A 26,265-nucleotide genomic window follows, 5' to 3' on the forward strand; every position below is an offset into this window, starting at 1 on the left:
ATCAATTGCCGAATATGATAAAATATAAACATTGAGCATATAAATTAGTTCAGTATACAGCAACATCAAAATTATACATATTTTTCACTATACATATCCTTGGGGAGAAGCAGTGGTAAGAACTGCTGGAGGAACTCATACAGATGATTCGAATCGTTCTGCCCATACCAGATTTGAACAGGCGTTTCGAAAGAAGTGGGTGGTGTGGCAATGGAAAGTTGGGATGATTTCTTAGCGCCTTATATACAGGCCGTTGAGGAATTAAAAGTTAAATTAAAAGGCTTAAGAAAACAATTTGAGAGAGAGAATATTCATTCTCCCATAGAGTTCGTAACGGGTAGGGTGAAGCCGATTGACAGCATCTTGAACAAGGCTAGTCAGAAGGGTATTCCCATCGATAAGTTTGGGGCTGAGATACAAGATATCGCCGGACTTCGGATGATGTGTCAGTTCGTCGATGATATTGAACAGGTCGTAGGACTCCTGAGGAGCCGGAATGATTTTGAGATTGTAGAGGAAAGAAATTATATTTCCCATAAAAAAGCAAGTGGCTACCGTTCCTATCATGTTGTCATTCGCTATCCTGTCCAGACCATTCATGGTGAGAAAAACATATTGGCCGAGATTCAAATCAGAACCTTGGCTATGAACTTTTGGGCAACCATTGAACACTCTTTAAATTATAAATATCAAGGGGCTTTCCCCGAAGATATCCAATTACGATTGAAACGTGCTGCAGAGGCTGCGTTCCTGCTTGATGCGGAAATGTCACAAATCCGTACTGAAATACAGGAGGCACAGCGTCTTTTTTCAAGGAAAAAGGATTCCTGAAAGTGGTAAAGATAAAGACGGAAGAATTCAAACAGAGTTAGGTGGTATTGTATGAAATTTGCGATTACTTCAAAGGGAGATGCAAAATCTAATACGTTAATGCAAAGGATGAGGACGTATCTCCAAGACTTTCAATTGGAATATGATGAAGATCAGCCGGATATCGTCATTTCGGTCGGCGGTGACGGTACGCTGTTATATGCTTTTCATCGATATAAGAATCGGCTCGATAAGACGGCCTTTGTCGGTGTGCATACGGGGCACCTCGGATTTTATGCGGATTGGACTCCCGATGAAATAGAGAAACTAGTGATTGCTTTAGCAAAGACTCCTTTTCAAGTCGTCGAATATCCTCTGTTGGAAACGATTGTGCGCTATCAGCATGGTGGACGGGAAGCAAGATTCTTATCATTAAATGAATCAACGGTCAAAAGCGTCGAAGGGACATTGGTCATGGATGTAGAGATACGTGGTCAGCACTTCGAAACATTCCGTGGGGATGGACTATGCATTGCCACTCCTTCTGGAAGCACCGCTTATAATAAAGCGCTGGGAGGGGCCATCGTCCACCCTTCGATAGATGCAATTCAAATAACGGAATTGGCGTCGATTAATAACCGGGTGTTCAGGACGGTTGGATCTCCACTTTTACTGCCTGCGCATCATACGTGCATGTTCAGGCCAGTCAATGCTGTCAATTTTCAAATCACGATCGATCATCTGACTCTACTACAAGAAGATGTGAAATCCATTCAATGTCGGGTGGCGGATGAAAAGATCCGTTTTGCAAGATTCCGGCCGTTTCCTTTCTGGAAAAGGGTCCATGATTCATTCATTGCCAATTAAGGAGATTATATTACCTCATGTCAAATCAAAAATTTTCTTTAAGTTGGGCGGTTTCTGAAGAGGATTCTGGCTCTTTATTGAGAGATTTTCTCGGCAAATGCGATATCTCAAAACGGGCGTTAACGGATATTAAATTTAAAGGCGGTTCCATCATGGTCAATGGTCTTGAGGTGACAGTGAGGGAGCGCATAAAAACTGGTGATGGCATCACCGTCATTTTTCCACCGGAAGAGGGAAGCGAGGGGCTATTACCTGAAGATATTCCCCTTCAAATCCGTTATGAAGACGATTATGTATTAGTCGTAGTCAAGCCTCAATCCATGAACACCATCCCTTCCCGTGAACATCCGAATGGGAGCCTTGCAAATGGATTAGCTGGTTACTATAAAAAGAGGGATATACAGGCAACGATCCATATCGTTACTAGACTTGACCGCGATACCTCGGGATTGGTCTTGATTGCGAAGCATAGGCATATCCACCATCTTTTAAGTGAACAGCAAAAGTTGGGGCAAGTTAAACGGCGCTATCAAGCGGTAGCTGAGGGTCAAATCGAGGGCCCCGTTGGAAAAGTAGAGGTACCCATCGGTCGGAAATCGACAAGTATTATTGAACGTGAAGTACGGGAAGACGGCCGTTATGCTTGTACACTCTTTGAAGTACAAGCCCACACAGAAGATCATACGTTCCTTAAGCTGGAACTTCTGACAGGCAGGACACATCAAATAAGGGTGCACATGGCCCATATTGGACACCCGCTTGCAGGCGATGATCTGTATGGCGGCCACAGGGATAGGATTGACCGTCAGGCTCTTCATTGCTATGAATTGAAGTTCCTGCATCCCTTTACAAAAAAGGTGTTGAAGTTCCAGGAAAACCCACCCCTGGATATGTTGGTTCTTCTAGAAAAGAATTAGTATGAAAAAACTCAAACCCAAAAAAACTCACCAAAACCGGCGAGTTTTTTTGGTTATTTAGAAGAGGACCTGAATTTATCTGCTACATAGGGTAAAGAAGAGGGAACGCTCTGCAATTCCATTTCCGGGTAGCGAAGGGCAGTGAGCTTCCCACCGAAAACGCACCCGGTATCAATGTTGTAGGTGCGATTGACACAGATGGCTTCAGGAACGGGAGTATGGCCATACACAATCCACGCTTTCCCTTTATAGGATTGGGCCCAGTCCCTTCTGACAGGGGAACCGTCAGGATGCTTGGCCCCATTGATATCGCCATAAAGGACAAAGGTTTTTACCTTGCTGCCAGATTGACCGATTAAATCGTGACGGATGCCTGCATGAGCTATAATTAAACGGCCTTCATCGATTAATTGATATAGGGGAGATTGTTCATATAAATCCATGAACTGTTTACGGATTTTCTTCTGTTCACGGTTATTCAACGCCTGGTACTCCGCTACAGTTGTCTCCAGTCCGTGAGATACCTGTACCTTATTTCCTGAAAAATACCGATACAGTTTATTACAGTGATTTCCTGGTGCATAAAGCGCAATTTTTTTATTGATGACCAATTCGTAAACGACTTCAATAACACGGAGTGATTCAGGACCACGGTCAGTCAAATCACCCACAAATCCTAATATTCTCCCGTGGGGATGGACTGGAATTCCGCTTTCCCAGCCATAGCCCATATTCAACGTCAATTCCTTAAATTCAGTGAAGCAACCGTGTATGTCTCCGATGATATCAATCTTCATACTACACGTCCTTTGTTTGTTTTATTTATATTTATGGTATTAGTATAGTATTATTTCAAAAAATAATATATTAAGTACAAAATAAAAAAATGTTTGGGAGGTGTAACCTTGGAAGAGAAGATGGAAAGAGAAATTAATAAACAGAATAGAGACCTTTTGGTTAACGCACTTAAACATGAAAATCTGGATCAGTTCCGTATAGAGTTCCTTGATATGCATCCTTATGATCAGGCCCAATTTTATACGAGTTTAAAGGAAGAGTACCGGCCAGTATTGTATCGCTACTTATCACCGGAAGAAATGGCGGACCTTTTTGAAAATATAGAAATAGATGAAGAAGAATACGAAAACCTTCTAGCTGAAATGGATCCTTCCTATGCAGCCGATATGCTTTCCCATATGTACGCAGATGATGCGGCCGATGTCCTGAACGAAATCAACGATGAGCAAGCCGTTAGCTATTTGACGATCATGGATGATGAAGCGGCTAGTGAGATTCAAGAACTGCTGCATTATGAAGAGTCGACTGCCGGAAGTATAATGACCACCGAGTTCATTGCAATTGAAGCAAACGAAACGGCGCGTTCGGCCATGCAGATTTTAAAACGGGAAGCCCCGCAAGCAGAGACGATTTATTATGTGTTTGTTACGGACCAAGATAAAAAGTTACTTGGCGTGTTATCACTGCGGACATTAATCATTGCGGATGAAGATGCTTTGATTGGTGATTTGATGGATGAACGGGTCGTTTCCGTCCCTGTCTCAGAGGACCAGGAAGAAGTGGCGCGTAAAATTAGGGATTATAATTTTCTAGCCGTGCCGGTTGTGGATTTTCAGAACCATCTATTAGGAATTATAACCGTCGATGATATCATTGATGTCATGGACGAAGAAGCATCGGATGATTACTCCAAATTAGCAGGTGTATCCGACCTTGACCATGTAGATAAAAGTGCTTTTTCAGCTGCGAAAAAGCGATTGCCGTGGTTGGTCATCCTTTTATTTCTAGGTTTATTGACTGCGAGTCTGATCGGGAGGTTTGAAGAGACGCTTAGCCAAAAAGCCATCCTTGCCGTTTTCATCCCCTTGATTGGCGGGATGGCCGGAAATACGGGGACACAGGCTCTTGCTGTCGCGATTCGAGGAATTGCGACAGGTGATTTGGAAGAGGAAAGTAAATGGAAACTGATCATCCGAGAGGCTGGGACGGGGTTTATTACCGGTTTGACTTGTGGAATCGTTATAACGGGTATTGTCTACTTTTGGAAACACGATTTCATGTTAGGGTTATTGGTCGGCATTTCGATCTTCATTACCTTGATTGTGGCGACGCTAGCCGGATCGTTGGTCCCGTTGCTCATGCATAAAATGAAAATTGACCCTGCCGTTGCATCTGGTCCTTTCATTACAACCATTAATGATATCATCAGTATTCTCATCTATTTCGGATTGGCCACTTTATTGATGGGGTATTTATTGTAAGCGAAGGATTCGACTTTCGCTTACATTTTCAGTAGGTTAGAAAACGGTATTTTTCTTTCTTATTATTTGTTATAATGGAAATTAGTATCAGGTACTAATAACTTGTATTAATTTTAGGAGGATCATATACACATGACTTTTTCATTAGAAGGAAAAACGTTCGTCATCATGGGTGTCGCCAACAAAAGAAGCATCGCTTGGGGAGTGGCCCGTTCCTTACATAAAGCGGGTGCCAAGCTGATTTTTACATATGGGAAAGAACGTACAGAAAAAAGTGTCAAGGAGTTGTCTTCCACTTTGGAGGGCGAACCTTCAATCATCCTGCAATGCGATGTAACAAAGGATGAAGATATCGAGAAGTGCTTTGCTTCCATTAAGGAGAAGGTGGGAGTCATTCATGGTGTCGCTCATTGTGTGGCATTTGCTAATAAAGAAGAGCTAGATGGTGATTTTGTCAATACTAGCCGTGAAGGATTCTTGCTTGCACACAATATTAGTTCCTTCTCGTTAACGGCTGTGGCTAAGGCGGCGAAAGAAATCATGCCAGAAGGTGGAAGCATTGTCACCATGACCTATCTTGGTGGCGAAAGAGTCATGCCGAATTATAATGTGATGGGTGTGGCTAAGGCGTCACTTGAAGCCAACGTACGGTATTTATCAAGTGATCTTGGTAAGGATAATATTCGTGTCAATGCCATATCTGCAGGGCCAATTCGCACCCTTTCCGCCAAAGGCGTTCGTGACTTCAACACCATCTTGAAGAAAATCGAAGAAGAAGCACCGCTCCGTCGTACAACTACTCCGGAGGAAGTCGGGGACACTGCCGTTTTCCTATTCAGTGACATGTCACGCGGAATCACAGGGGAAAATATCCATGTGGATTCAGGTTACCATATTATTGGATGAGGAATAGGGGGCCTCAATAGACAATCTCGTCATTGATGCCCCCATATTGCCAGGATGCTTTCATGTATAAGCATTCTGGCTTTTTATTTTCTTATGTTTTCGACAACGATAACCTTTTATCGGTCCATATGCCCCTTATCCTTTTGGTCTTCAAAAATTGGAGTCAATTTATCCTTCCCGGTATTTTGTAGGTTCACTTCGATCTTTATCGATTTAATCGTGTCATCTTCTAATGGAATTTCTCCGTCTTTTTGAATTTCCTTCCACTTTTTAATGTCTTTTCGATAAAGGGTTTCAGAAAGTCTGAATAGATCGACTTTCTTTTCTTTTGCATATTTATAGGTGTATTTGATTTCCTTTTTGAGAATACGCTTTAATTCTCTTTCATATTCCTTAGGTGATGAATCCACCTTCATCGTCTCGATGCTCGATTTAAGTTTCATCTTGATGTGAAACCGTACCTTTCCATCCTTCTCTATAACCGGTTTCATTTTAACCTTTTTTTCGTAAACAATGACAGAAGTGTCCTGCCTGGTCCCCGGGAAAAGTGTAACACTATCGCGAACAAAGTTCTTATTTACCAGTCTTGCCCCTTTCATTGCACGAGTAGGAAAAATGGTTTTAATCTTATTTTCTGAAATGACTGCAATGCTATCCAACAGCAAGTCTTTCTTTTTTTCTTTCTGGCCGCTCCATTGTTTTGTCACTTTCATTCGGGGAATGGAAACAAAATAAGCTGGTTCGTCCATTTCAATGATAAGTTCCCTCAAGTTTATGGGTGGTATAAATGAGCTTTGCTTATAGTTCCCCTCGGGATCGCTTAATTTAGAAAAAGCCAGGGAAATATTTTCGATAGGAGCAACCAGCATTGCTTCTTTAACTGATTCCTTGGTCATATAAAAGAAAATGCGGTAACGCGTTTCACGATAGCGGTCCAGAAAATCCACTGTCTTTTTGAATCCCCCTGCATTAAGGGCTTCATCAGAAAAAATGACAAACGAAAGATGACCCCAATAAATGCGACGATCTGACGTATGATATAAATCGAAAATGGCTTCTTCCAGTGTATCCCCGGTTCCAGTTCCAACATCACTCGCATTTTGTGAACTTGGATCGCCACCCGCTTCGGTTTTAGCCAATCCCTGTAAGTTGATGATTTGAAGGTAAACGACGACCTTGCCGTCCTTATAATCGACTCCAACCCCATGGGCATATACAAGCCGTTCCGGTTCATTCGAATCCCAACACCCAGAAAGAAAGATGATAAGCACCAGTAATGGGATGAACTTGTACTTCATTTTTTTTCATCATCCCCTTTCCTCGTGGAGTCTTTTGGCGCAATGACGGTAGGCCTTCTTTTATCGAAAGTGGGGGGAACTCTAAAAAGGGTTTTAAATATATTGGTTGGACTTAAGTTAGCGGTCACTTCCAAGTAAGGGACCCCTAATATTCGGATATTACTCACGTATGCACATAAAAATAGAGCAAGAAGGAAAAAAGCGAACAGACCTAAAAAGGACGCAGAAGCAATCGAGAGAAGCCGGACCAAACTGATGACCCCTATGATGGATTGGTTAACGAGCGTGAAGGTGGCTACCGCTGAGCCTGCAATCACGACCAGCATGGCGGGGCTTGTCAATCCAGATCGGATTGCAGCATCTCCGATAATTAAGGCGCCGAGGACACTTAATGTTGGACCAATCGAACTTGGAAGGCGCATGCCGGCTTCCTTGAAGATTTCAAATACGATGACCATGGTTATGGCTTCGAGTGCAGTGGGAAGCGGTAATCCCCGCCTCGATTCAACGACAGTGGCAAGAAGGATCAAGGGAAGCTGATCTTGATGAAACGTAGTTAAGGCAACCCAAAAACCCGGTAAAAGCGCAGCAACAAAGATTCCGAAGATACGAAGTCCTCTTTCAAAGGTGGCGTAGGTTGATGTATATTCATTATCTTCTGAGGTCTTTAAGATAATAAAAAGGTTGATAGGAGTGATCATGGTATAAGCAATCCCATCGATGAGCAACAATATCCTCCCTTTTAATAGGCACTGTACCGCAAAATCAGGCTTTCCTGAATAGTGATGCCTCGGAAAAAGGATAGCAGGTTTTTCCTCGATCAATTCCATGAATTGATTCCCACTATAAATTCCGTCGACATCAAGTGATTCGATTTTCTTGGAAAGTTGATCCACCATCTCGGGATTGGAAATATCATCCATATATAAAAGAGCTACTTTGGTCAAGGTACGTCTGCCTACTTCAAAATGCTTCACACTTAAGGAATTGGTGCGCATCCGCTTCCTGATCAAAGCGACATTGACTGATAAATCCTCTATGAAATTATCCCGAGGTCCTTTAATGGTAACTTCAGCTGATGTCTCCTCGGGACTACGTTGTGGACGGTTCGCTATATTGGAAGATAATAATCGATTCGTACCTAATACATGGATGATCAATTTTCCCGAGTATATCTCGGCAAATAGTTGTTCAGTTGTCGTCAATTCTGTTAACTGTGGGAGGTGAAGGGAGGATTTTAAGTCCTCGACCGTAATCTTTCCTTTTTTATATTTCTGGAAAAAAAGAGTCAACCTCTCGAACACAAGATTATTCAATAATTCATTGTCGATCAACCCTTCACAGCCAATTAATGTGACTTTAACAGGGGCATCATCACGATAGAAAGCGTTTTGAAAAAAAACATCCTCAGAATTTCGGAAAACCTCTTTCAAATATTCTTCATCTGTACGAAGAGGCTCTTTGGTAACCGAGTCTTGCTTAATCGGTTTGGATGCTTGCTTTTCCTTTTTGTTGAACATCGGATTTGGTCCTCCTTTTTCGGCGATTTTTGAAAAAAACGAAAAGGCTCAATAGAATGGACACCGCTAAAAAGTAATAGAAAGTTCCAGGCATGATAAATGTTTTAATGATGAAATATAAATCGATATCACTGATTCTATATAAATTAGAAATGATCAAGACCAGGGAAAAAATGATGAGTAAAATCGTTTTATTCCGCTTCTTTTTAATGGAAAGGACTTCGATGGATAGAAATAGTAAAAAGGAGACCCTTATAAAAGCACCGGTTAACCATTGATAAATCGACAGAAAGTCAAGGTGCTCGATGAAGCGGCCCAATGTGACCAACCCCCATTGCTCAAATGCAGGATATTTTTGTCTGGCAGCTTCCTTCGGTCCAAACTCGGTAATCGATCCGATAAGCGGTCCCAGTATGAGTAAAGTAAGGATTAAGGCATTGAAGAAAAACACCTTATATTTTAACGGTCCATGAACTTTTTGCTGCATGAACAGAAGCGCCATCAATTCTATCAATCCGGATAAAGGATAGATGATACCGGAAAAAACGGGTTTCCACCCATGTTCCAGCACCGGTCTCAAAAGTGTATAGTCCTTGAATTGAATATTGGTGAAGGCGACAAACAATCCGAATGCAATGACTGCAGTCAATACGAAGGTATTCACAATGGCGATCGTTTGTATGTTTGTATTTGCGAGAAAAAAACATAATCCCGTGAATAGGATGATTTCAATAAAGGGAGGGGTAACCGGTAAGTAGGATACCTTGGTCCATACCACCATCTCTTTCAATGAGACTGCCGCTAATATGACGAAGAGCATGCTTAGGGAAATCGCTAGTACCTTCCCAGGCAGCTTGCCAATGTTCATTTCGACCCATTTGAAAACATTTTCATGTGCCGTGGCTTTGTGAATAAAGTACAAAAGCACACACCAACCCACAATGAGAAAAAAGGAAATAAGGACAGTGATCCACCCATCCCGTTTTGCAGCGGGTAATAAATGAGGGAGGATCGTCACATGATTCTTTAAACCGACAGCAGTCATTATGATCAAAGATAGTTGTACAGTTGAAATTTTCCCGTTTTTTCTCATCTTTGTTTACTCCTTTACTATCATTCTTCGTTTAGTTATCTCCATTTCATTCCGGAATATCCAGTAGTGGACGATTCTCCTTTTTTGGAAGAAGGTTACTTACCGAGCATAAAAAACGGAGTGCTTCATATAGATGATACATAGAGCAGATAAAAGCCTGTAGTGTGAAAAATCGGCGGGAACCCCTTTGAAATCCATTGTTGAATGAGTGAAGGAGGGAAAGTTATGGACGTGAAAAAGCGTCTGTCTTTTACCGATGGGGTCCAAACAGTATGTGAGCCTCCGGTCAAACAGATAAACCCTACCAGTAAGAGACTAGATGGTTCCTATAATTCGGAGGAATTGCTGGAGTTATTGGGGAGACTGCCTGCTTTTGCGCCTAAACCTGTTTGTAAGTTCACCATTAATGGCCGCACTCTATTCGGAAAGTTGGAAAAAAAACAGGAATCCAGTCTTTTTATCAGGCATCATTTTGGTAAAGAGGTCGTCAAATACCATATAGAGCAGCTTCAATCCGTGGTTATCTTGAAATATTAGGAGGATTTGCATGTCAGAAAATAAAAATGATAAAAAATCGAAACCTTTATTATATGTCGATCAAGTAGAAGTGAAGGCCCAAAGAGGGAACATGCAAAGTGATTACCGGACAAAAAGAAAAATGAAAGAAGTGTCAGAAGAGCCTGAAGTAGTCGAAGATGACCGAAAGAATCAAAAAATAGAAAAGATAAAACAGGAGTTCGGTGTATACGAGGCAATGAAGGAAATTGAATCGGAACTGAGCGAAATAAAAAAAATAACGGACCAATACGTACCTGAACCAGAACAAGAACATGCGCCCGTGGAAACTACCGAGGAAATTCCTATAGATCTTGAACCAGAAAAGAAAAAAACCAAAAGGAAGAAAAAGGTGGAGAAGGTTTCGACAACTGACATCATAACACGCCTTTCCCAACATAAAGGATACCCAAAACCAGTTTGTGAAGCAGTTATCCATGGTGAAACGGTTAGGTTTCAAGTCATGGGGATGAGGGGGGAGTCGGTAAAAATCAAAAGGGGGAACCATATCCGGTTCGTCAGATTGCCGGATATAATGAATGCTACTATTATCGAAGAGTCCAATTAGTGAAGGAGCAAAATATACATGTTTCTCTCGCAGTCTGATTTGACAATCGTGCTTCTATTAGGTCTGGCTTCATTTAGGCTTACTCGATTAATCGTTTTTGATAAAATAACCGAACCTTTGCGTCGTCCATTCTTTAAAGAAATTGAAGAAAAAGGTGAAGATGGGACGGCTGAAGTTTACCTAGTTCCAAAAGAAAAGGGATTGAGTGGTTGGATTGGCCAATTGCTTAGTTGTTTTTGGTGTGTAGGTGTGTGGTCCAGCCTCTTTCTGGTCATCCTTTATCTTGAGCATGTGTTCATGGGGCAAGTATTGATCTTGGTCCTTGCCGTTGCTGCAGTCGGTTCCATAATTGAAGTGATTATCAGTAAAATTATGGATATTTGACGGAGTACAACTTGTCTTTTTTATCATATAGTATGGTATAGATGATAAAGGAGGGTCACAAATGAATTATAAACAGAATCCTTGGCAGTATGCTGCGAAACCAATCAAAAAAGATCAGCCTGTCAAAATTAAAAAAGATTGTGGCTGTAATAAAAGCAAAAAAAACAAAGCCTATTAAATAAACGGAACCCTTCCTCTTTGGAAGGGTTTCTTTTATTTCCTAATCCTACCATTCATAAAAAATGGGATAAACAAGAAGATAATAATAGAACGTTAAATTAGGATGTGATTCTATGTTCAGAAAACGGAGAATTTTATATGTTAGCTGGATGTCTCTAGCAGTCATTATGCTCCTATTAACTGGCTGCAGCAGTAAAGATGATGGGAAAACAGAAGGATTGGCTTTAATCAAGCGAACGAATCCGGAACCGATGGATATCATTCACGGAGAAGATGAAGAAGATGAAAAAGGACTCATTACGAAAGTTAAGGAGATGGTAAGTGATGAAGACGAAATTTATGATGTGATCGTTGTCAAAAATGGTAAGAAAATCCTCGTGGCTTATAAAGTTAAGCATCTACAGCGTTTTCATATGAAAAAAATCGATAAAAACGTGACAAAAAAATTGGAAGACAAGTATCCAAAGTATAAATTTATCATTTCCAGCGATTATAAAATCTTTTTGGAGTCAGTAAGGTTGGATGAATTGCTTAAGGAAAAAGATGTACCAGAAAAGAAAGCGAAAAAGAAATTCAAAGAAATAGTTGAGCTTCATAAGGAATTAATATAAGAAGGCGAGGTTTCAAAGTATGAGCGGAAAGGAAAAGACGACCCCACAGCAAGATGAATATAAACAGCTTCAAGGCAAGCACGAGATTAAAAGGCCTGTCTTGACCAATTGTCTAAAAGCTTTTTTGGTAGGCGGTATTTTCTGCATAGTGGGACAAGCCATTTCTTATTTCTATATTTACTTCTTTAATTTCACGGAGCAGACGGCCGGGAGCCCAACCACTGCAACCATGGTATTTCTTGCTCTTTTAATGACGGGCTTCGGATTTTATGACCGGATTGGGCAATTTGCTGGAGCTGGTAGTGCCGTACCTGTTACTGGCTTCGGTAACGCGGTCATCTCAGCGGCCATCGAGCATCGTACGGAAGGATTCGTCCTTGGTGTGGGTTCCAATATGTTTAAATTGGCGGGATCGGTCATTCTATTTGGTGTATTTTCCGCTTTCGTCGTGGCTTTAATCAAAACGATTATTCAGATGATAGGGGGTTAATCGATGCTAAAGGGGAGACAAACTTGGACGTTCGCTAATAAACCAATCATTTTAAGTACGGGTGTAACGGGCGGACCTTTTGAAGCAAATGGTGAAATTCCGGGTGACTTTGACATTCTGTACAGCGACCTGTGGATGGAGCAGGATTCGTATGAAAAGGCCCATCGTCATTTGATGGAAAAATCAGTGGAGATTGCCCTGCAAAAAGGGGGAATTGAAAAGGAACAAGTGCAATTTTTTCTGGCAGGGGATTTAATCAACCAGATTACACCCACCAGTCTGGCAGCTAGAACCAATGGGATTCCGTACTTCGGTTTGTTCGGTGCTTGTTCTACATCGATGGAAGGTCTTGCCCTGGCAGCCTTCATCACCAATTACGGTGGGGCTAACTATGTGCTGACAGGGGCGTCTAGTCATAATGCAGCCGTCGAAAAACAATTCCGTTATCCAACAGAGTATGGGGGACAGAAACCACCTACTGCTCAGTGGACGATAACCGGTGCGGGGGTAGCTTTGGTGACTCCAAATGGTACGAGGCAGGAGGCATACCCTCATGTTGTTTCCGCTACCATTGGAAGAGTCATTGACATGGGGTTGAAGGATCCTTTCAATATGGGGGGGGCAATGGCACCCGCTGCCGTAGATACGATTATCGCTCATTTCAGAGACACGGGTCTTACCCCTGACCATTATGACTTGATTGTCACTGGTGATTTAGGGCAGATAGGAAGGTCCACGGCGTTGGATCTTTTGAAGGAAAAAGGATGTAGGATCAACCAGGAAAAATTCAAAGACTGTGGATTGATCATTTATAAAAAGGATCAGCCTGTTTTAGCTGGTGGAAGTGGTGCCGGTTGTTCCGCAGCCGTGTTATACGGTCATTTATTAAATGAAATGAGTCAGGGGAAATATAAACGGATATTATTGATTGCAACAGGGGCATTATTGTCACCGTTAACGTATCAGCAAAAAGAATCGATTCCGTGTATTGCCCATGCGGTGGCCATTGAGTATGGGACAAATACATGAAAAAGGAGAGATTAGGATGTTAGCAATGTTTTTTTGGGCCTTTGTCATCGGAGGCTTGATTTGTGTAATCGGCCAGCTTTTATTCGATTTGGCTAAGCTAACCCCGGCACATACACTAAGCTTATTCGTTGTAATAGGAGCCATACTGGGAGGCTTCGAGTTATATGAACCGCTTGTAGACTTTGCAGGGGCAGGGGCGACTATTCCCATTGTTTCCTTTGGGAATTCCCTGGTGAACGGAGCCATGTTGGAAGCAGAAAAACATGGAATCGTCGGTGTCCTTACAGGAATGTTTGAAATCACAAGTTCGGGTATCTCAGCAGCTATCATCTTTGGATTTATCGGTGCTTTGGTGTTTAAACCGAAAGGATGAACCATTCATAAGAAATAGGCATGACGATTAGGACATGGCCTATACATATTGTCCCACCTTACATATATTATCAGTGAGCTCAATTTGAGAGCGAGGTGATTGTAATATGTTTGGTTATGGTGGCTACGGATGTGGTGGTTGCAATGAAGGCTATGGCTATGGATATGGAGGCGAAGCATACGGTGGCGGCGGATTTGGCGCTGGATCCACGTTCGTTTTGATCGTAGTATTGTTTATCCTATTAGTTATTGTCGGGGCTTCTTTCTGTTAGTGTAATTGGAATAGGCTGTATTTGCCTATTCCTTTTTTTATTGATTTTTATGGACCTTGCACATATCCCTCATCCTTCCATAAGATAGATACAGAAAAGGAGGGGCTTAGGCATGGATAATAATTTGTTTAAAAACATAGAAGGAAAAACGGGTGTAAACATGAAGGATGTTATGGAATTGGCAAACTCACTACAGGGTGCCAATTTTAAAGATGAAACGACTGTCAGGAATGTAATTAAAAGGGTATCTCAAATAGCCAATAAACCAGTCAACAAGGAAATGGAAGACAAAATCGTACATTCTATCGTTGCTGAGGGAAATAAACTGGATTTCGGGACAATTTCCAATATGATGAATAAAAAATAGTAAGCGAAACAGGAGCCTGCAGTATTGCAGGCTCCTGTCTGTTTCCCTGGATATCTTTAAAGATTCAAGAACCTGGATGGGTGGGCCGTCCTTCCACGTCTCGTTTGCGGGACAGAGATATAAAGATTCTTTTTGGCCCGGGTCGCCGCCACATAAAGCAATCTCCTTTCCTCTTCAAGAGGACCAAGTTCACCCTTACGATACGAATCCAATGCAAAGTCATGGGGAAGGCTGCCATCAACCGCAGCCAGAATATAAACAGATTGATATTCAAGGCCTTTAGAGCGGTGAATCGTCGTGAGCTGAATGGCATCTTTAAAGTGCTTGGATAGCTGTTTCACTTCCTGAACCATGGCAGTCATATGATCGACATGGTCGAGGAAGGAAGCGACTGTGGGAAACCGATTAGCAGCCACTTTCAAATCACGAATATCATCCGAACCTTTTTCCAAGTGGGCTTCATTTCCCCTTTTCTTTACATACTCCTGATAGCCCAAATCCTTCTCGATGACTTCTAAAGCCACGAGCGGGGACATGGTCTTTATAGAACGGATTTGTGCCGGTATTGCTTTTAACTTACGTTCTTGAAAGGCATGTCCCGTTTTTACAAAAGCAAAAGCATCGATAAAGTCACAATCTTGCAAGATCGTCTGGGCTTTTAGCTCCTGTAGGACACTCTGCTTTAAAAACAAGGAAGAAAGGACGTCAGAAGCGGCCTTGCTATCCTGAGGGTGCAGGCTTAAGCGCATGAATGCAAGCATGCCATGGATGACCCGCCGTTGATAAAAAGAATCCGCATCCTTTTCGATCACGAAGGGAAGGTTGGAAGATGCCAGTCTTTCAAAAATGGCACGCGACATCGTATGGGTCCTGTAAAGGATGGCGAAGTCACCAGGATTGGCACCTTTGGATATCTTTTCTTGTATGTCGGTCACGATCATCGTCGCTTCGAGCTCTTCATCATGCGGATAGAATAACACAGCTGGATTCCCTTGATTATGTTGTGCCCGCATCGTTTTATCCATCCGATGCTGATTTCGTTTTATCATTCTATTTGCCGTAGCAACAATCTCATGGGAAGAACGGTAATTTTCGGTCAACTTCACGACTTGGGAACCAGGGAAATCATGGTTGAAATTCAGGATATATTTTGGATCACTCCCACGGAATGAATAGATGGCTTGATCGTCATCACCAACTGCACAAACATTTTTTGTTTCCGCTGAAAGGAGTTTTATCAACTCATATTGAACTTTATTAATATCCTGAAACTCGTCCACTAAAAAATAGCGGAACCGTTGTTGATATTTCAATAACAATTCAGGATGGCTTTTCAAAAATACGTAGCAACCTACCAGCATATCATCGAAATCATATTTACTTGTTTGTTCTTTATACGCTTCATACTTTTTATATAGGAATAGACAGGATTTCTCCCAATCATCATTCGGTTTGACATCGTCAGGAAAAATCAACGAGTTTTTCCAGAGGCCGATTTGCTGAAGTGCCTGATCATAGGCAAATTCCTTTTCATCAAGCTCCAACTCCCGACCGGCCTGCTTCAATATTTTTTCTTTTTCCCAATTCCACTTCAACAGGAAGTCCCGTTGCCATTTTGCAGGCTCATGAAAGATCAAGATTTTATAAAAGATGCTGTGGAAGGTGCCACTAACAATTTGAGAGACGAGGGAAGGGGACATATAAGGGTAGCTGATTAGCCGCTGCTGCATCTCCTTTGCAGATTTCGCTGTAAAGGTTACAAGCATAATGCTTTTAGGATTTATTTTTTCTACAGTTAGCATATAGGCAGTCCTTACCGTCAATACTCTGGTTTTACCGCTTCCAGCCCCGGATAAAACAAGGACGGGACCTTCTATCGTTTTTACTGCTTTTAACTGTTCGGCATCAAGCATGATCCCTTTTTCAGATAGTTCCTGAAAGTAAGGATCCAAAAGTTCAGTGCGGACGGATGGTTTATCCAAATAGGGAGGATTGCCTGTAATGGTCCGACTTTTCAAAAACGGTTCGATAACAGTCTTCGTTTCAGTAATGGTGCGTGATTTAGGAATTCTGAATCCGTTTTGTTCCATGTATTCTAAAGGTTTAGTTTCAGGTTTTGATATAGGATTTGGCATTTCACAAGCAGGTCGTGAAGGGTCACTGTGATAAAAATAAGGTGTTTCATGAATGCCAATGAATAATTTCACTGGCTTATCACATATGACACAAGAGAGCTGATCACGTTTTCCTTTTTCAAAGAGTGTCTGCAGCTCACTAGCCGAAACAGTAAGTAGATGTATGATTTCATTTCCCGATTTTGCTTGATTCATATAAATGGATACCTCAAATCTATTAAAAATATCGGCAATCTCCATTTTACCAGAGAAATAGAAAAAAAGAATCCGGAAAAGATGTTTCGTTTCATTCTGGAGTGGGTATGTAAATGACAAGAGAACCTATATAGTGAGGAGGGTTAATGATGGGATACATAGCGCCAGTAACGCAATTCGAATACATTCAATACGCAAACCGGACAGTAGAAGCGGAGAGAAAGCCAAGAATCGTTGATGGAACGACACCCATTCAGCCAATTCGTTTTGACCAAGTGTTGGAAGACGAAACGAAGCGGTCGGAAAAATTTGACCATGTCACGAATATGAATCAGGACAGATCACCTGGAGCAGGTGCGTATAAGAACCATTTACTAATGAGGGCTCAAGAGGAAATCACGGCTGAAATGACAGGAAAAGGAGGATATGTAAACGAAATGGTTTGAAACTTCGATAGAAATACAAAAGGACACATTTATGTGTCCTTTTTGTGTTCACTCTTAAAGAACGTCTAATTCTACAATTAGAGCTAACAATAATTGTAGTAACAATTGAATGTTAACGGCGATTTGAGCATCGGTTGTAGTGATTTCGATATCACGGCTGTTTTCAACAATTGTTTTTTGACGTGTAATTTGTTTAACATTAGAAGATTGAATCAATTCTTGAGTAATGCGGTCCGCTTGGTCAGTGTCTGCAATGGAAATGCTGACGATGACAGCGATGGCTGCTTGGATTGCCGTCTGTAAAGAAAGGGCCGCTTTAACATCTGTAGAGATTACTCTTACATTACAAGAATCTTTAATGTAAACAAGCTCTTCAGATAGTTGGAGTTGCGAATTATCCTGTTTAGCTTCTTGTTCAATTTCGTTTGCGGATTCTTCACAGAATGATGTTAGGGGATGGTTGGTGTTATTGTCTAGAGCCGACCATGATCTTTCAGAATGTTTTGTTGTATTGCAATTGTTGCTATGATATACATTTTGGTTCATGTCGTTTTTTCCTCCTTAGGGTTTAATTCCCTATTAAAATATGCTATGCATGTAAATTTGGTTGGACGAATAAATCAATTCATTCGTTTATTTTCAAATATTTTTTTGAAGAGTTTGTGCGAACGGATGAAGCATCATGGAATGAAGTGTTCAGAATGAATGGTAAAGAAGCAAGGTCCAGTCTGCGCTTCATACCGAAAAGAGCGTAATTGAATAGGAGGAATGTTAGTTATTTGTCTTTGGTATCGGAATAACTAGTGTGGTGAGAATTTGTGACGGGATTCACATCATTTTCTGTAATGCTTTTCTCTTGATTGATAAGCATTTCAGATTGTTTCTGTAAAAACTGTATGGTCTCTTTTAAGTGACTTCTTTCTTTATCACTCAAATCAACTTTATCCTTTTTGACACCATGCTTTCTCAAAGTCCTTGAAACGAGTAGTTCCATTAACCTTTTTTGAGATTCATCCATGTTGAATCCATTGTTACTCATAAAATTTCCCTCCTTCTTGCTTTCTATATATAGACTATGTTTATTTGTGAATATTGACATAGAATGGGAAGGGATTTTTACGAGAATGGTATATATAAAAAAACGCTGTCCCCTGTGGAAATTCCAAGGGAACAGCGTTTTTATTAGGAAATCTTTTTTTTCATCGTTTTATGGGGAATCCCTGCATCCATAAATTCCTCGGAAATGATTTCATACCCTAATTTCGAGTAAAAGGGGATGGCATGTAATTGAGCATCGAGCTTCAATTGAGAGATGTCATGAGAAATCGCAAATTCTTCAATGGCATTCATGATCAGGGCACCAGCCCCAGTTTTACGGGAGTTAGAGAGTACACAGATGCGCTGGACCTTACCAATCCCGTCAATGATTCGAAATCTCCCCGCACCAATAGGCTGCTCTTCCTCGTTATATAAAACGAAGTGGGTGGAGTCTTCTTCATATTGGTCAATCTCTTCTTCAAGTGGGACATGTTGTTCCTCTACAAACACTCTTTTTCTTATGGTGTAAGCATATCCACGTTCTTGCTCGTTTTCAACAATTTTTACAAACACGAAATTATTCAGCTCCTAAACGAAATGTTTCATATACAGTCCATGTTCCATCTTCCAATTGATACAATAAATGAATTCTTTTGACATCTTCTTCATGGCTTACATCAAGCATGCTTAATTGACCTAAAACATCCGAATGTTCGTTATCAGATAGATCTTGTGCAATCGTTATATGTGGAACGAAAGCATGTTCTGTTTCATTTTTGAAGAAATTCTCATCATGAAGCATTTCGTGTAAGTCTTCAAGTTCCTTTGACAGCTCCACTTTAAAATAAATGGTGTTGCTGACGGGTTGGAAGGATTTCGCTTTCGTCACATTTAAGGAGAAAGGCTGGAACTTCCGTGCAATGTCTTTCAAGCGTTCTGCGATTGCTGAAATTTCCGTTTCAGTCGCTTCAAACGGTTGTTTAAGTGTGAGATGTGGTGGAATGAATGCGTACTTTGTGTCATACCGTTTCCGGTAGGAGTTTGCTAAATCTTGAAGTTTTTTTGAAGGGAAAATTGCAACACCATATTTCATATTGTTACCTCCTAAGATTATAATTTAATTTTTCGAAAACTCTAGTCCAAATGCATTTTTTTACCATTCTAACCGAGGTTAAAACATTTCTAGAAGGGCCCTTTTTAAATCTGCCTGCCAAAACTTCCACGTATGATTCCCTTCAAATTCTTCATAGAAGCAAGGGAATCCTTTTTGTTTTAACAATTGATGCAGTTCCCGGTTGGGTTCTATGAAATTTGCCCGGTTCCCATCTGTAGTGGGAACGTCAGTCTCTTCGGTTCCAATCACATGATACAGTTCGAGGAGATGAGGATTCTCAAAACTACGGACAGCATTCATCACTTCTTCATTGGCAAGCGGAGACTGCATGATGCATTTACCGAATGTATGTGGATATTTAAGTGCAGCGAGCAGGGAAACCGTGCCACCAAGAGAATCCCCCATTAATGCCCGGCCATGTCCCATTTGATAGGTTGGGAATTCCTCATCTAAAAATGGAACAAGTTCATGGGCCAGAAATCGTATGTAGGCTTCGTGCTGTTCACCATCAGGATGATATTTCCGTCTACGGTCAAACCGATCTTTATAGGGAATGCCGACGATTATAATATTCTCAATCTCGCCATTTCCTAAAAGTTCATCAGTCACACGACCTATTCGACCCATTTGAAAATAATCTCGACCATCTTGAGCTATGACAAGCGTATATTTATAAAGTGGTGAAAAATTAGCCGGTAAATATACAAGTAGCTCTAATTCCTCAGATAACGCCTCACTTCTAAACATATATTCTTTTATCGTGCCTTTGCGTAAACTCATTTACCGCACCTCTATGAATTTATAATGAAAATAATGTTCTTAGTTATTTTAGCATAGCCATCCTTCTTTTTCCTGTCTGAAGGATATAGAAAAGTGATTTTTCTTTTATTTTCCAAATATTTAGAATATTTAATGGTATAATGGAAAGATATCAAAAAAAGGGGAGGCAGATAAAATGGCAGATGTACGCGTCCATAGCAGGGAAGTTACAAGAGCGGCTAAACAAACATTACTAGATCGTGGTGTAAGTGTGGAGGCTATTGCAGAGATTGTCTTTGAACTACAATTCCCTTATAAAGCTGATTTGAAATTAGAGGAATGTATTAGAAGTGTTGAAAGGGTGCTTTTAAAGAGAGAAATTCAACATGCCATTTTAGTTGGTGTTGAACTTGATCGACTGGCAGAACAAAAGAAGCTATCGGAACCGCTTCAATCCATTGTCGAATCGGATGAAGGTCTGTTTGGAGTGGATGAAACGATTGCCTTTGGTGCCGTACTTGGTTATGGAAGCATTGCCGTGACAACCTTTGGACATTTGGATAAGAATAAAATAGGCGTCATTCACGAATTGGATAAGAAGCAAGAGGGAGTCGTGCATACCTTCCTCGATGATATTGTTGCAAGCATTGCAGCAAGCGCTGCCTCAAGATTGGCACACCGTCTAAGAGATGATGAAGAATCTTTAACTGAACAAGAAAAGGATATACAGGAAGAAGAGGAATTAATCGGATAAGTTTGGAACAATCAATGATGCGTTAGGTAGTAATCGGGATTATCCTGACCTATCATACCTGGACTTAATAAGGCGGGCAGAGAGGATGTTTTCTATTTTAAACGTTCGTTTTGTCCGCCGAAGAAAGCAAAAGGCACGGATATAACCTGAATATACTTCAAGAACTTCAATTCTGCGCTGTGTAATCTTTCCATTTTCAGATAGGTAAATGATTTCTAAAGGAACCTTTTCATCCATATGTTTCCGAATGATATATTTCATTCCGCTGGCCTCCGTTTCTATCTTTCTTGTTTATATTATATGCGAACATACGTTTGTTATGCAAGGAAATAAAGAACATTTGTTCTTGTCTTGTTCCATATCTTTTATTTAAAGGCAAACGCTAAACTTTTTTTAAATAATTCGTTGACTTTTGTCGAAAAGAACTTATAATAAATTATGTACTTAAGTAACAGAGCAAGCCAACTATTACATACGACTTGTTAGCTCAGTGGGAGAGCACTTCCTTGACAGGGAAGGGGTCGTGGGTTCGAATCCCTCACAGGTCATCCAACGGCGTAAGCATTGTACAATCAATGTTTTCGCCGTTTTTTATTATGGTTTTACTGGATGATCCTGAGAAACATATAGGATTCTTTTTAGAGTTCTACTGGTGGGGATGAGCTCCTCTTTCCTTCATTCATTAATGGTGAACCGGGGAATGTAGCCATAACTAAATATTGAAAAGTGTGGTTATTGGAATAAATGGCAGGTTATAAATAAGTGTAAATCGTTGTTTTTCGCTTATATGAAGCATAGAATGAAATATCTAACGATTAATGTGTACAAAAAGAAATGAAATGTTTGTTCTTTTTTCTAAAATTTTTAATGGGAGTTTGTATAAATGAGTAAACAAATTTTTTTAGATCTTCAGGGAATTGTACATCCAAGTAATGTGAGAATGAATGAACCGCTACATCAATATACGTTTACAAAAACAGGTGGCAAGGCAGATTTCTTCGTAATGCCTACAAACTATCAAGAAGTCCAAGCGATATATGTTTATGCGCTTAACAACCATTTACCCTTAACCATCGTGGGGAATGGTTCTAATATGATTATTAAAGATGGGGGCATACGAGGTATCGTCATGACCCTTATTGATATAGCAAGCATGGAATTGGAGGGTAATAAGCTCACCGTTCAAAGTGGTGCTGCTATCATTCAAGCCTCTCGATACGCGTTACAAAATAGTCTAACTGGTTTAGAGTTTGCTTGCGGGATCCCCGGTTCTGTTGGAGGGGCTTTATATATGAATGCAGGGGCATATGGTGGAGAAGTTTCAGATGTACTACAGGAAGCCCTGGTCATCACCCGTTCTGGAGATTTGCAGACTTTGAAAAAGGATGAATTAGAACTGGGCTATCGTTCTAGCCGCTTTTCAAAAGAAAAACTACTGGTATTAGAAGCTACCTTCTTATTAAGAAAGGGAGAATACGAAGACATTAAAAGTAAAATGGATGATTTTACTTTCCAGAGGGAATCTAAACAACCGCTTGAATTTCCGTCTTGTGGAAGTGTCTTCAAACGTCCGCCTGGACACTTTGCAGGTAAATTAATCCAGGATAGCGGTTTGCAAGGAAAGCAAATCGGTGGAGCTCAAGTTTCCACTAAACATGCTGGATTTATCGTAAATGTTGGTTCCGCAACAGCCACCGATTATTTGGAACTCATTCAATATGTTCAAGACACCGTTAAAAGGAAATTCGACGTGGAGCTTGAAACCGAAGTGAAAATAATTGGAGAAGACTAATATCCTAAAAAAGACTTTCGTTCATTAGAAAGTCTTTTTTTCTTTTTATCAGATCCCAGGATGAAATTTAAAAAGGCACTTAAAGATAAAAGTGTACGAGTTACCAAAAGGGGGAAGTATACCTTTAAGTTAAGGGGAACAAGTTATAGAAGGAGAGGGATATATGCGCTTAGAAGGAAAGAAAGTAATCAGTCTTGTGCATCATGATTTCGAGGATTTGGAGCTTTGGTATCCGATTTTAAGATTGAGGGAAGAAGGGGCCATCGTCCATCTTGCCGGAGAAAAGGCAAATGAGACGTATATTGGTAAATATGGTGTGCCAGCCGATTCAGATTTTGATTATGGCAGCATCAAAGCGGAAGACTATGATGCGATTCTTGTTCCAGGAGGCTGGGCACCTGATAAGATTCGTCGGTTTCCTGAAGTAATTTCTCTGATTCAGAGTATGGAAGAAAGCAAGAAGCCGATTGGCCAAATATGCCATGCGGGTTGGGTCTTGGTTTCGGCAGGAATTTTGCAAGGGAAGAAGGTGACAAGTACGCCCGGAATCAAAGATGATATGGAGAATGCCGGGGCACATTGGATGGACGAACCTGTTGTGGTGGACGGAAACCTGGTATCGAGCAGACGTCCACCGGATCTTCCCGATTATTTACGGGAATTGATTCGGGTAATTGAAGAGAAATGAAACAAAAAAGTGGTTTTTCCTGAGGGAGAAATCACTTTTTGTTTCATATAAACTTATTAATTTATGTGATTCAAATTTGTTTTCAAGAAATTTTCGATTACATGGGCCGATACCCCTAATGAAGGGGAATAGGAAGATAAATCAGAAAAGCTGATATGCAATTTTTCTTGATTGAACTGGAGGGCATGGCTTTCAACTACCTTCACTATGGAATCCCTTAACCAGTCCTTGGCCATAGCTAGGCGGTTTCCGATAATAATCTGCTGAGGGTTGAAGGTATTGGAAATATTGCTAATGCCAATCCCAAGATATTGTCCAATTTCTTTGAAAAGGTCACGGATTCCTTCATTATGGCTTGCCTGATCAACCAATGATTCAAGCGTGGTTTCTTCCAACTGGAAAAGTGATGATGCCCGTTCAATCAATGCTTTTTCGGATGCGTATAATTCCCAGCAACCCTTGCTTCCACATTTGCAGGGCTTTCCATGAACGTCAATGATCATGTGGCCCATTTCTCCGGAAAATCCATTCGCTCCGCGGTACAGTTCATTTTGGAGGATAATGCCGACCCCAATGCCCATACCCGCGCTTACGTAAACAAGATGTTCATGGCCTTTGCCGGCGCCAAATTTCTTTTCTCCATAGGCCCCGGCATTTGCTTCGTTTTCTATGATGACAGGGAGACCAAACTCTTCTTCCATGTCTTTTTTTAGGTCAACATTCTTCCAACCTAAGTTCGGAGCAAGTAAAATTTCCCCTTTGTTATTAACGATTCCAGGAATACCAATTCCGATTCCTACCACTCCGTAATAGCTTTCGGGGGCAGTTTTTATTAAAGATTGAATCATTTCTTTCATACGATCAAAAGTTTCTTGGTAGTTTGCATTATTCGTATTCCTACTAATTTCCCCTATAATGTCACCATTGAGATCAGTAAGTATACCTAACATATAATTTACTCCAAGATCTATTCCAATCGAGTAGCCGGCCTTTTCTTGAAACAACAACAGGACTGGACGTCTTCCACCGCTAGACTCTCCTGGCCCTGATTCAATGCAAAGATTAGCTTCCAATAATTCATTGACGAGAGAAGAAACAGTCCCCTTCGTGAGTCCGAGATGCTGAGAGATATCTGCCCGAGATATCGGTGCACATTCCAGGATGGTTTCTAAAATGGCCTGCTTGTTATTCACTTTCATTAGTTGCTGGCTCCAGGTCATCTTTCTATCTCCTTTTAATAATAATGGATTTTAGGTAAGTTTTATTATAACAAAAATATTCAAAAAAACTTAGTATATTCATTAGACAAACTAAGTTTTTGCTGGTATTATATTTTTATAAATAATGGAAGCGATTCCAATTCGATTCTATTTAAGGAGGAAATACAACTATGGGTTATTTTGAAACAATCAGTCAAGTAAAGTTCGAAGGTTCAGAATCTTCAAATCAATTTGCCTTTAAATATTACAACCCGGAAGAAATGATTAACGGAAAGACGATGGAAGAGTTTTTACGCTTTGCCGTTTCGTACTGGCATACATTCACTGCAGATGGTACAGATCCATTTGGACAACCAACAATGCTCCGTCCATATAATAAATTTACGGGAATGGACCTAGCAAAGGCACGTGTGGAAGCTTCCTTTGAATTTTTTGAAAAAATGGACGTTCCATTCTTCTGTTTCCATGATGTCGACGTCGCTCCTGAAGGAGACACATTGAGGGAGACAAATAAGAACATGGATGAAATTGTGGCCATGATCAAGGAATACTTGAAGACTAGCAAGACGAAATTACTTTGGAATACGGCGAATATGTTCTCTAATCCTCGCTGGGTTCACGGTGCAGCAACTTCGCCGAATGCGGATGTATTTGCCTATGCGGCTGCGAAAGTGAAGAAAGGATTGGAAGTAGGGAAGGAGTTAGGTTCAGAAAATTATGTATTCTGGGGCGGACGTGAAGGCTACGATACGCTTCTTAATACGAATATGAAGTTAGAACTGGATAACTTGGCCCGCTTCTTCCATATGGCCCTGGATTACTCCAAAGAGATTGGTTTCGATGCCCAGTTCTTGATTGAACCAAAACCAAAGGAACCGACGAAGCACCAATATGACTTCGATGTCGCAACGGGTCTTGCTTTTCTACAGACGTATGGCTTGAAGGATCATTTCAAATTTAATATCGAGGCAAACCATGCAATATTGGCAGGCCATACATTCGAACATGAATTGCATGTTGCCCGTACTCACGGGATGCTTGGTTCCGTCGATGCAAACCAAGGGGATACGTTGCTTGGATGGGATACGGATGAATTCCCGACTGACTTGTATTCAACGACGTTGGCGATGTACGAAATCCTTAAAAACGAGGGTCTTGGAACAGGCGGTCTGAATTTTGATGCGAAAGTAAGACGGGGATCTTTCGATTACGAAGATTTATTCCATGCGCATATTGCTGGAATGGATAGCTTTGCGATTGGTACTAAGGTTGCGAAAAAGTTACTTGAAGACAAAGTGTTGGAAGATTTCATTGCGGATCGTTACAGCAGTTACACCGCCGGAATCGGCTTGGAAATTGTTGAAGGGAAAACAGATTTTCGTAAATTGGAAGACTATGCACTTGGTCTTGGTGAAATCCAAAATAAATCGGGCAGACAAGAATACTTAAAAGGCATATTGAACAAATACATTCTTAAGGCAATTGCAGAATAAAAGGTGAATGGAGGGAGGAACTAGCATACGATTTATGATTGGATTCACGTATAGTCATATCTTCTAATTCAAGTAGAGGGGGTTATGGAGAAAGAGTTTAATTGGTGAAAGAA

31 protein-coding genes and 1 tRNA gene are annotated in these 26,265 nt (G+C 40.9%); 20 read left to right on the forward strand and 12 right to left on the reverse strand.

The window, feature by feature from the left end:
* The first annotated feature begins 210 nt into the window (after window positions 1-210).
* From ACQKL6_RS09895 to ACQKL6_RS09905, 3 genes are read left to right on the forward strand one after another with little or no spacing between them, the layout of a single operon-like run.
* On the forward strand, window positions 211-831 hold the full coding sequence (locus tag ACQKL6_RS09895) for a GTP pyrophosphokinase (protein WP_402867801.1): 621 nt from the start codon (window positions 211-213) through the stop codon (window positions 829-831).
* Window positions 832-882: 51 nt separating this feature from the next.
* Complete coding sequence (locus ACQKL6_RS09900) at window positions 883-1,677, forward strand: NAD kinase (protein WP_402867802.1); 795 nt, start codon at window positions 883-885, stop codon at window positions 1,675-1,677.
* A 17-nt stretch (window positions 1,678-1,694) separates the two neighbouring features.
* Entirely contained in the window at window positions 1,695-2,594 is a 900-nt protein-coding gene (locus ACQKL6_RS09905) for an RluA family pseudouridine synthase (RefSeq protein ID WP_402987455.1), read from the forward strand.
* Between the two features lie 53 nt (window positions 2,595-2,647).
* On the opposite strand, the gene prpE is transcribed toward ACQKL6_RS09905, so the two are convergent.
* Window positions 2,648-3,391 (reverse strand): bis(5'-nucleosyl)-tetraphosphatase PrpE, encoded by a 744-nt coding sequence (gene prpE, locus ACQKL6_RS09910; RefSeq protein WP_402867804.1) that lies wholly within the window; start codon window positions 3,389-3,391, stop codon window positions 2,648-2,650.
* A 120-nt stretch (window positions 3,392-3,511) separates the two neighbouring features.
* On the opposite strand from prpE, the gene mgtE reads away from it, so the two are divergent.
* Together mgtE and fabI are read left to right on the forward strand one after the other, a co-directional pair.
* Window positions 3,512-4,873, forward strand: a complete 1,362-nt coding sequence (mgtE, locus tag ACQKL6_RS09915; RefSeq protein ID WP_402868540.1) for a magnesium transporter — start codon at window positions 3,512-3,514, stop codon at window positions 4,871-4,873.
* Window positions 4,874-5,005: 132 nt separating this feature from the next.
* Window positions 5,006-5,779, forward strand: coding sequence for an enoyl-ACP reductase FabI (fabI, locus tag ACQKL6_RS09920; RefSeq protein WP_402867805.1), 774 nt, complete (start codon window positions 5,006-5,008; stop codon window positions 5,777-5,779).
* A 116-nt stretch (window positions 5,780-5,895) separates the two neighbouring features.
* Here fabI and ACQKL6_RS09925 read toward each other — a convergent pair whose 3' ends face one another.
* From ACQKL6_RS09925 to ACQKL6_RS09935, 3 genes are read right to left on the reverse strand one after another with little or no spacing between them, the layout of a single operon-like run.
* The gene (locus tag ACQKL6_RS09925) at window positions 5,896-7,077 is read right to left on the reverse strand and encodes a Ger(x)C family spore germination protein (protein ID WP_402867806.1); all 1,182 of its coding nucleotides are present in this window, start codon (window positions 7,075-7,077) and stop codon (window positions 5,896-5,898) included.
* Complete coding sequence (locus ACQKL6_RS09930; RefSeq protein ID WP_402955896.1) at window positions 7,074-8,597, reverse strand: spore germination protein; 1,524 nt, start codon at window positions 8,595-8,597, stop codon at window positions 7,074-7,076. The genes ACQKL6_RS09925 and ACQKL6_RS09930 overlap by 4 nt, the downstream gene beginning before the upstream one ends.
* Complete coding sequence (locus tag ACQKL6_RS09935; RefSeq protein WP_402955898.1) at window positions 8,557-9,690, reverse strand: GerAB/ArcD/ProY family transporter; 1,134 nt, start codon at window positions 9,688-9,690, stop codon at window positions 8,557-8,559. The genes ACQKL6_RS09930 and ACQKL6_RS09935 overlap by 41 nt, the downstream gene beginning before the upstream one ends.
* Before the next feature lie 225 nt (window positions 9,691-9,915).
* On the opposite strand from ACQKL6_RS09935, the gene ACQKL6_RS09940 reads away from it, so the two are divergent.
* The 9 genes from ACQKL6_RS09940 to ACQKL6_RS09980 all read left to right on the forward strand — a co-directional run bounded on the left by ACQKL6_RS09940 (window position 9,916) and on the right by ACQKL6_RS09980 (window position 14,518).
* Window positions 9,916-10,227: a hypothetical protein gene (locus ACQKL6_RS09940; RefSeq protein ID WP_402867809.1), complete on the forward strand. Its 312-nt coding sequence runs from the start codon at window positions 9,916-9,918 to the stop codon at window positions 10,225-10,227.
* Window positions 10,228-10,237: 10 nt separating this feature from the next.
* Window positions 10,238-10,813: a hypothetical protein gene (locus tag ACQKL6_RS09945; protein ID WP_402867810.1), complete on the forward strand. Its 576-nt coding sequence runs from the start codon at window positions 10,238-10,240 to the stop codon at window positions 10,811-10,813.
* Between the two features lie 18 nt (window positions 10,814-10,831).
* Window positions 10,832-11,197, forward strand: a complete 366-nt coding sequence (locus ACQKL6_RS09950) for a DUF1360 domain-containing protein (RefSeq protein ID WP_402867811.1) — start codon at window positions 10,832-10,834, stop codon at window positions 11,195-11,197.
* Window positions 11,198-11,490: 293 nt separating this feature from the next.
* Entirely contained in the window at window positions 11,491-11,988 is a 498-nt protein-coding gene (locus ACQKL6_RS09955) for a YhcN/YlaJ family sporulation lipoprotein (RefSeq protein WP_402867812.1), read from the forward strand.
* 19 nt (window positions 11,989-12,007) lie between these two features.
* On the forward strand, window positions 12,008-12,478 hold the full coding sequence (gene spoVAC, locus ACQKL6_RS09960; RefSeq protein WP_402867813.1) for a stage V sporulation protein AC: 471 nt from the start codon (window positions 12,008-12,010) through the stop codon (window positions 12,476-12,478).
* A 3-nt stretch (window positions 12,479-12,481) separates the two neighbouring features.
* Window positions 12,482-13,507 carry a stage V sporulation protein AD gene (gene spoVAD, locus ACQKL6_RS09965; RefSeq protein WP_402867814.1) on the forward strand — a complete coding sequence of 342 codons (1,026 nt, stop codon included), beginning with the start codon at window positions 12,482-12,484 and terminating at the stop codon, window positions 13,505-13,507.
* Window positions 13,508-13,523: 16 nt separating this feature from the next.
* The gene (spoVAE, locus tag ACQKL6_RS09970) at window positions 13,524-13,880 is read left to right on the forward strand and encodes a stage V sporulation protein AE (protein ID WP_402867815.1); all 357 of its coding nucleotides are present in this window, start codon (window positions 13,524-13,526) and stop codon (window positions 13,878-13,880) included.
* A 106-nt stretch (window positions 13,881-13,986) separates the two neighbouring features.
* Entirely contained in the window at window positions 13,987-14,151 is a 165-nt protein-coding gene (locus tag ACQKL6_RS09975; protein WP_402867816.1) for a YjcZ family sporulation protein, read from the forward strand.
* Window positions 14,152-14,263: 112 nt separating this feature from the next.
* Window positions 14,264-14,518 (forward strand): stage VI sporulation protein F, encoded by a 255-nt coding sequence (locus ACQKL6_RS09980; protein ID WP_402867817.1) that lies wholly within the window; start codon window positions 14,264-14,266, stop codon window positions 14,516-14,518.
* A gap of 56 nt (window positions 14,519-14,574) precedes the next feature.
* Here the strand turns inward: ACQKL6_RS09980 and ACQKL6_RS09985 are convergent, their stop codons facing one another.
* Window positions 14,575-16,848: an ATP-dependent helicase gene (locus ACQKL6_RS09985; RefSeq protein WP_402987479.1), complete on the reverse strand. Its 2,274-nt coding sequence runs from the start codon at window positions 16,846-16,848 to the stop codon at window positions 14,575-14,577.
* Between the two features lie 149 nt (window positions 16,849-16,997).
* Here ACQKL6_RS09985 and ACQKL6_RS09990 point away from each other — a divergent pair, with 149 nt between their 5' ends.
* Window positions 16,998-17,294, forward strand: a complete 297-nt coding sequence (locus ACQKL6_RS09990; RefSeq protein ID WP_402955906.1) for a hypothetical protein — start codon at window positions 16,998-17,000, stop codon at window positions 17,292-17,294.
* A gap of 54 nt (window positions 17,295-17,348) precedes the next feature.
* On the opposite strand, the gene ACQKL6_RS09995 is transcribed toward ACQKL6_RS09990, so the two are convergent.
* The 5 genes from ACQKL6_RS09995 to ACQKL6_RS10015 form a co-directional block, all read right to left on the reverse strand.
* Window positions 17,349-17,840: a spore coat protein gene (locus tag ACQKL6_RS09995; protein WP_402867820.1), complete on the reverse strand. Its 492-nt coding sequence runs from the start codon at window positions 17,838-17,840 to the stop codon at window positions 17,349-17,351.
* A gap of 229 nt (window positions 17,841-18,069) precedes the next feature.
* Window positions 18,070-18,333, reverse strand: a complete 264-nt coding sequence (locus ACQKL6_RS10000) for a hypothetical protein (protein WP_402987482.1) — start codon at window positions 18,331-18,333, stop codon at window positions 18,070-18,072.
* A gap of 143 nt (window positions 18,334-18,476) precedes the next feature.
* A complete protein-coding gene (locus tag ACQKL6_RS10005; RefSeq protein WP_402987485.1) occupies window positions 18,477-18,905 on the reverse strand; it encodes a GNAT family N-acetyltransferase in 429 nt (142 codons plus the stop codon).
* A gap of 4 nt (window positions 18,906-18,909) precedes the next feature.
* Window positions 18,910-19,425 (reverse strand): YjcG family protein, encoded by a 516-nt coding sequence (locus ACQKL6_RS10010; RefSeq protein ID WP_402867823.1) that lies wholly within the window; start codon window positions 19,423-19,425, stop codon window positions 18,910-18,912.
* A 78-nt stretch (window positions 19,426-19,503) separates the two neighbouring features.
* Window positions 19,504-20,226, reverse strand: a complete 723-nt coding sequence (locus ACQKL6_RS10015; RefSeq protein WP_402867824.1) for an alpha/beta hydrolase — start codon at window positions 20,224-20,226, stop codon at window positions 19,504-19,506.
* A 175-nt stretch (window positions 20,227-20,401) separates the two neighbouring features.
* Between ACQKL6_RS10015 and ACQKL6_RS10020 the strand changes: the two genes are divergently transcribed.
* Window positions 20,402-20,959: a phosphatidylglycerophosphatase A family protein gene (locus tag ACQKL6_RS10020; RefSeq protein ID WP_402867825.1), complete on the forward strand. Its 558-nt coding sequence runs from the start codon at window positions 20,402-20,404 to the stop codon at window positions 20,957-20,959.
* A gap of 39 nt (window positions 20,960-20,998) precedes the next feature.
* Here the strand turns inward: ACQKL6_RS10020 and ACQKL6_RS10025 are convergent, their stop codons facing one another.
* Window positions 20,999-21,220 (reverse strand): hypothetical protein, encoded by a 222-nt coding sequence (locus tag ACQKL6_RS10025; RefSeq protein WP_402867826.1) that lies wholly within the window; start codon window positions 21,218-21,220, stop codon window positions 20,999-21,001.
* Window positions 21,221-21,435: 215 nt separating this feature from the next.
* Between ACQKL6_RS10025 and ACQKL6_RS10030 the strand changes: the two genes are divergently transcribed.
* The 3 genes from ACQKL6_RS10030 (at window position 21,436) to ACQKL6_RS10040 (ending at window position 23,439) form a co-directional block, all read left to right on the forward strand.
* Window positions 21,436-21,507: transfer RNA gene (locus tag ACQKL6_RS10030), tRNA-Val, on the forward strand.
* Window positions 21,508-21,842: 335 nt separating this feature from the next.
* Window positions 21,843-22,751: a UDP-N-acetylmuramate dehydrogenase gene (murB, locus tag ACQKL6_RS10035; RefSeq protein ID WP_402867827.1), complete on the forward strand. Its 909-nt coding sequence runs from the start codon at window positions 21,843-21,845 to the stop codon at window positions 22,749-22,751.
* A gap of 163 nt (window positions 22,752-22,914) precedes the next feature.
* Entirely contained in the window at window positions 22,915-23,439 is a 525-nt protein-coding gene (locus tag ACQKL6_RS10040) for a type 1 glutamine amidotransferase domain-containing protein (protein ID WP_402867828.1), read from the forward strand.
* A gap of 56 nt (window positions 23,440-23,495) precedes the next feature.
* On the opposite strand, the gene ACQKL6_RS10045 is transcribed toward ACQKL6_RS10040, so the two are convergent.
* Window positions 23,496-24,659, reverse strand: coding sequence for an ROK family transcriptional regulator (locus ACQKL6_RS10045; protein WP_402987491.1), 1,164 nt, complete (start codon window positions 24,657-24,659; stop codon window positions 23,496-23,498).
* Window positions 24,660-24,829: 170 nt separating this feature from the next.
* On the opposite strand from ACQKL6_RS10045, the gene xylA reads away from it, so the two are divergent.
* Window positions 24,830-26,152, forward strand: coding sequence for a xylose isomerase (gene xylA / locus ACQKL6_RS10050; RefSeq protein ID WP_427651022.1), 1,323 nt, complete (start codon window positions 24,830-24,832; stop codon window positions 26,150-26,152).
* Window positions 26,153-26,265: the final 113 nt, after the last annotated feature.

Origin of the sequence: Peribacillus sp. NPDC097197, assembly GCF_050278025.1 — a bacterium.
GTDB lineage: Bacteria > Bacillota > Bacilli > Bacillales > DSM-1321 > Peribacillus.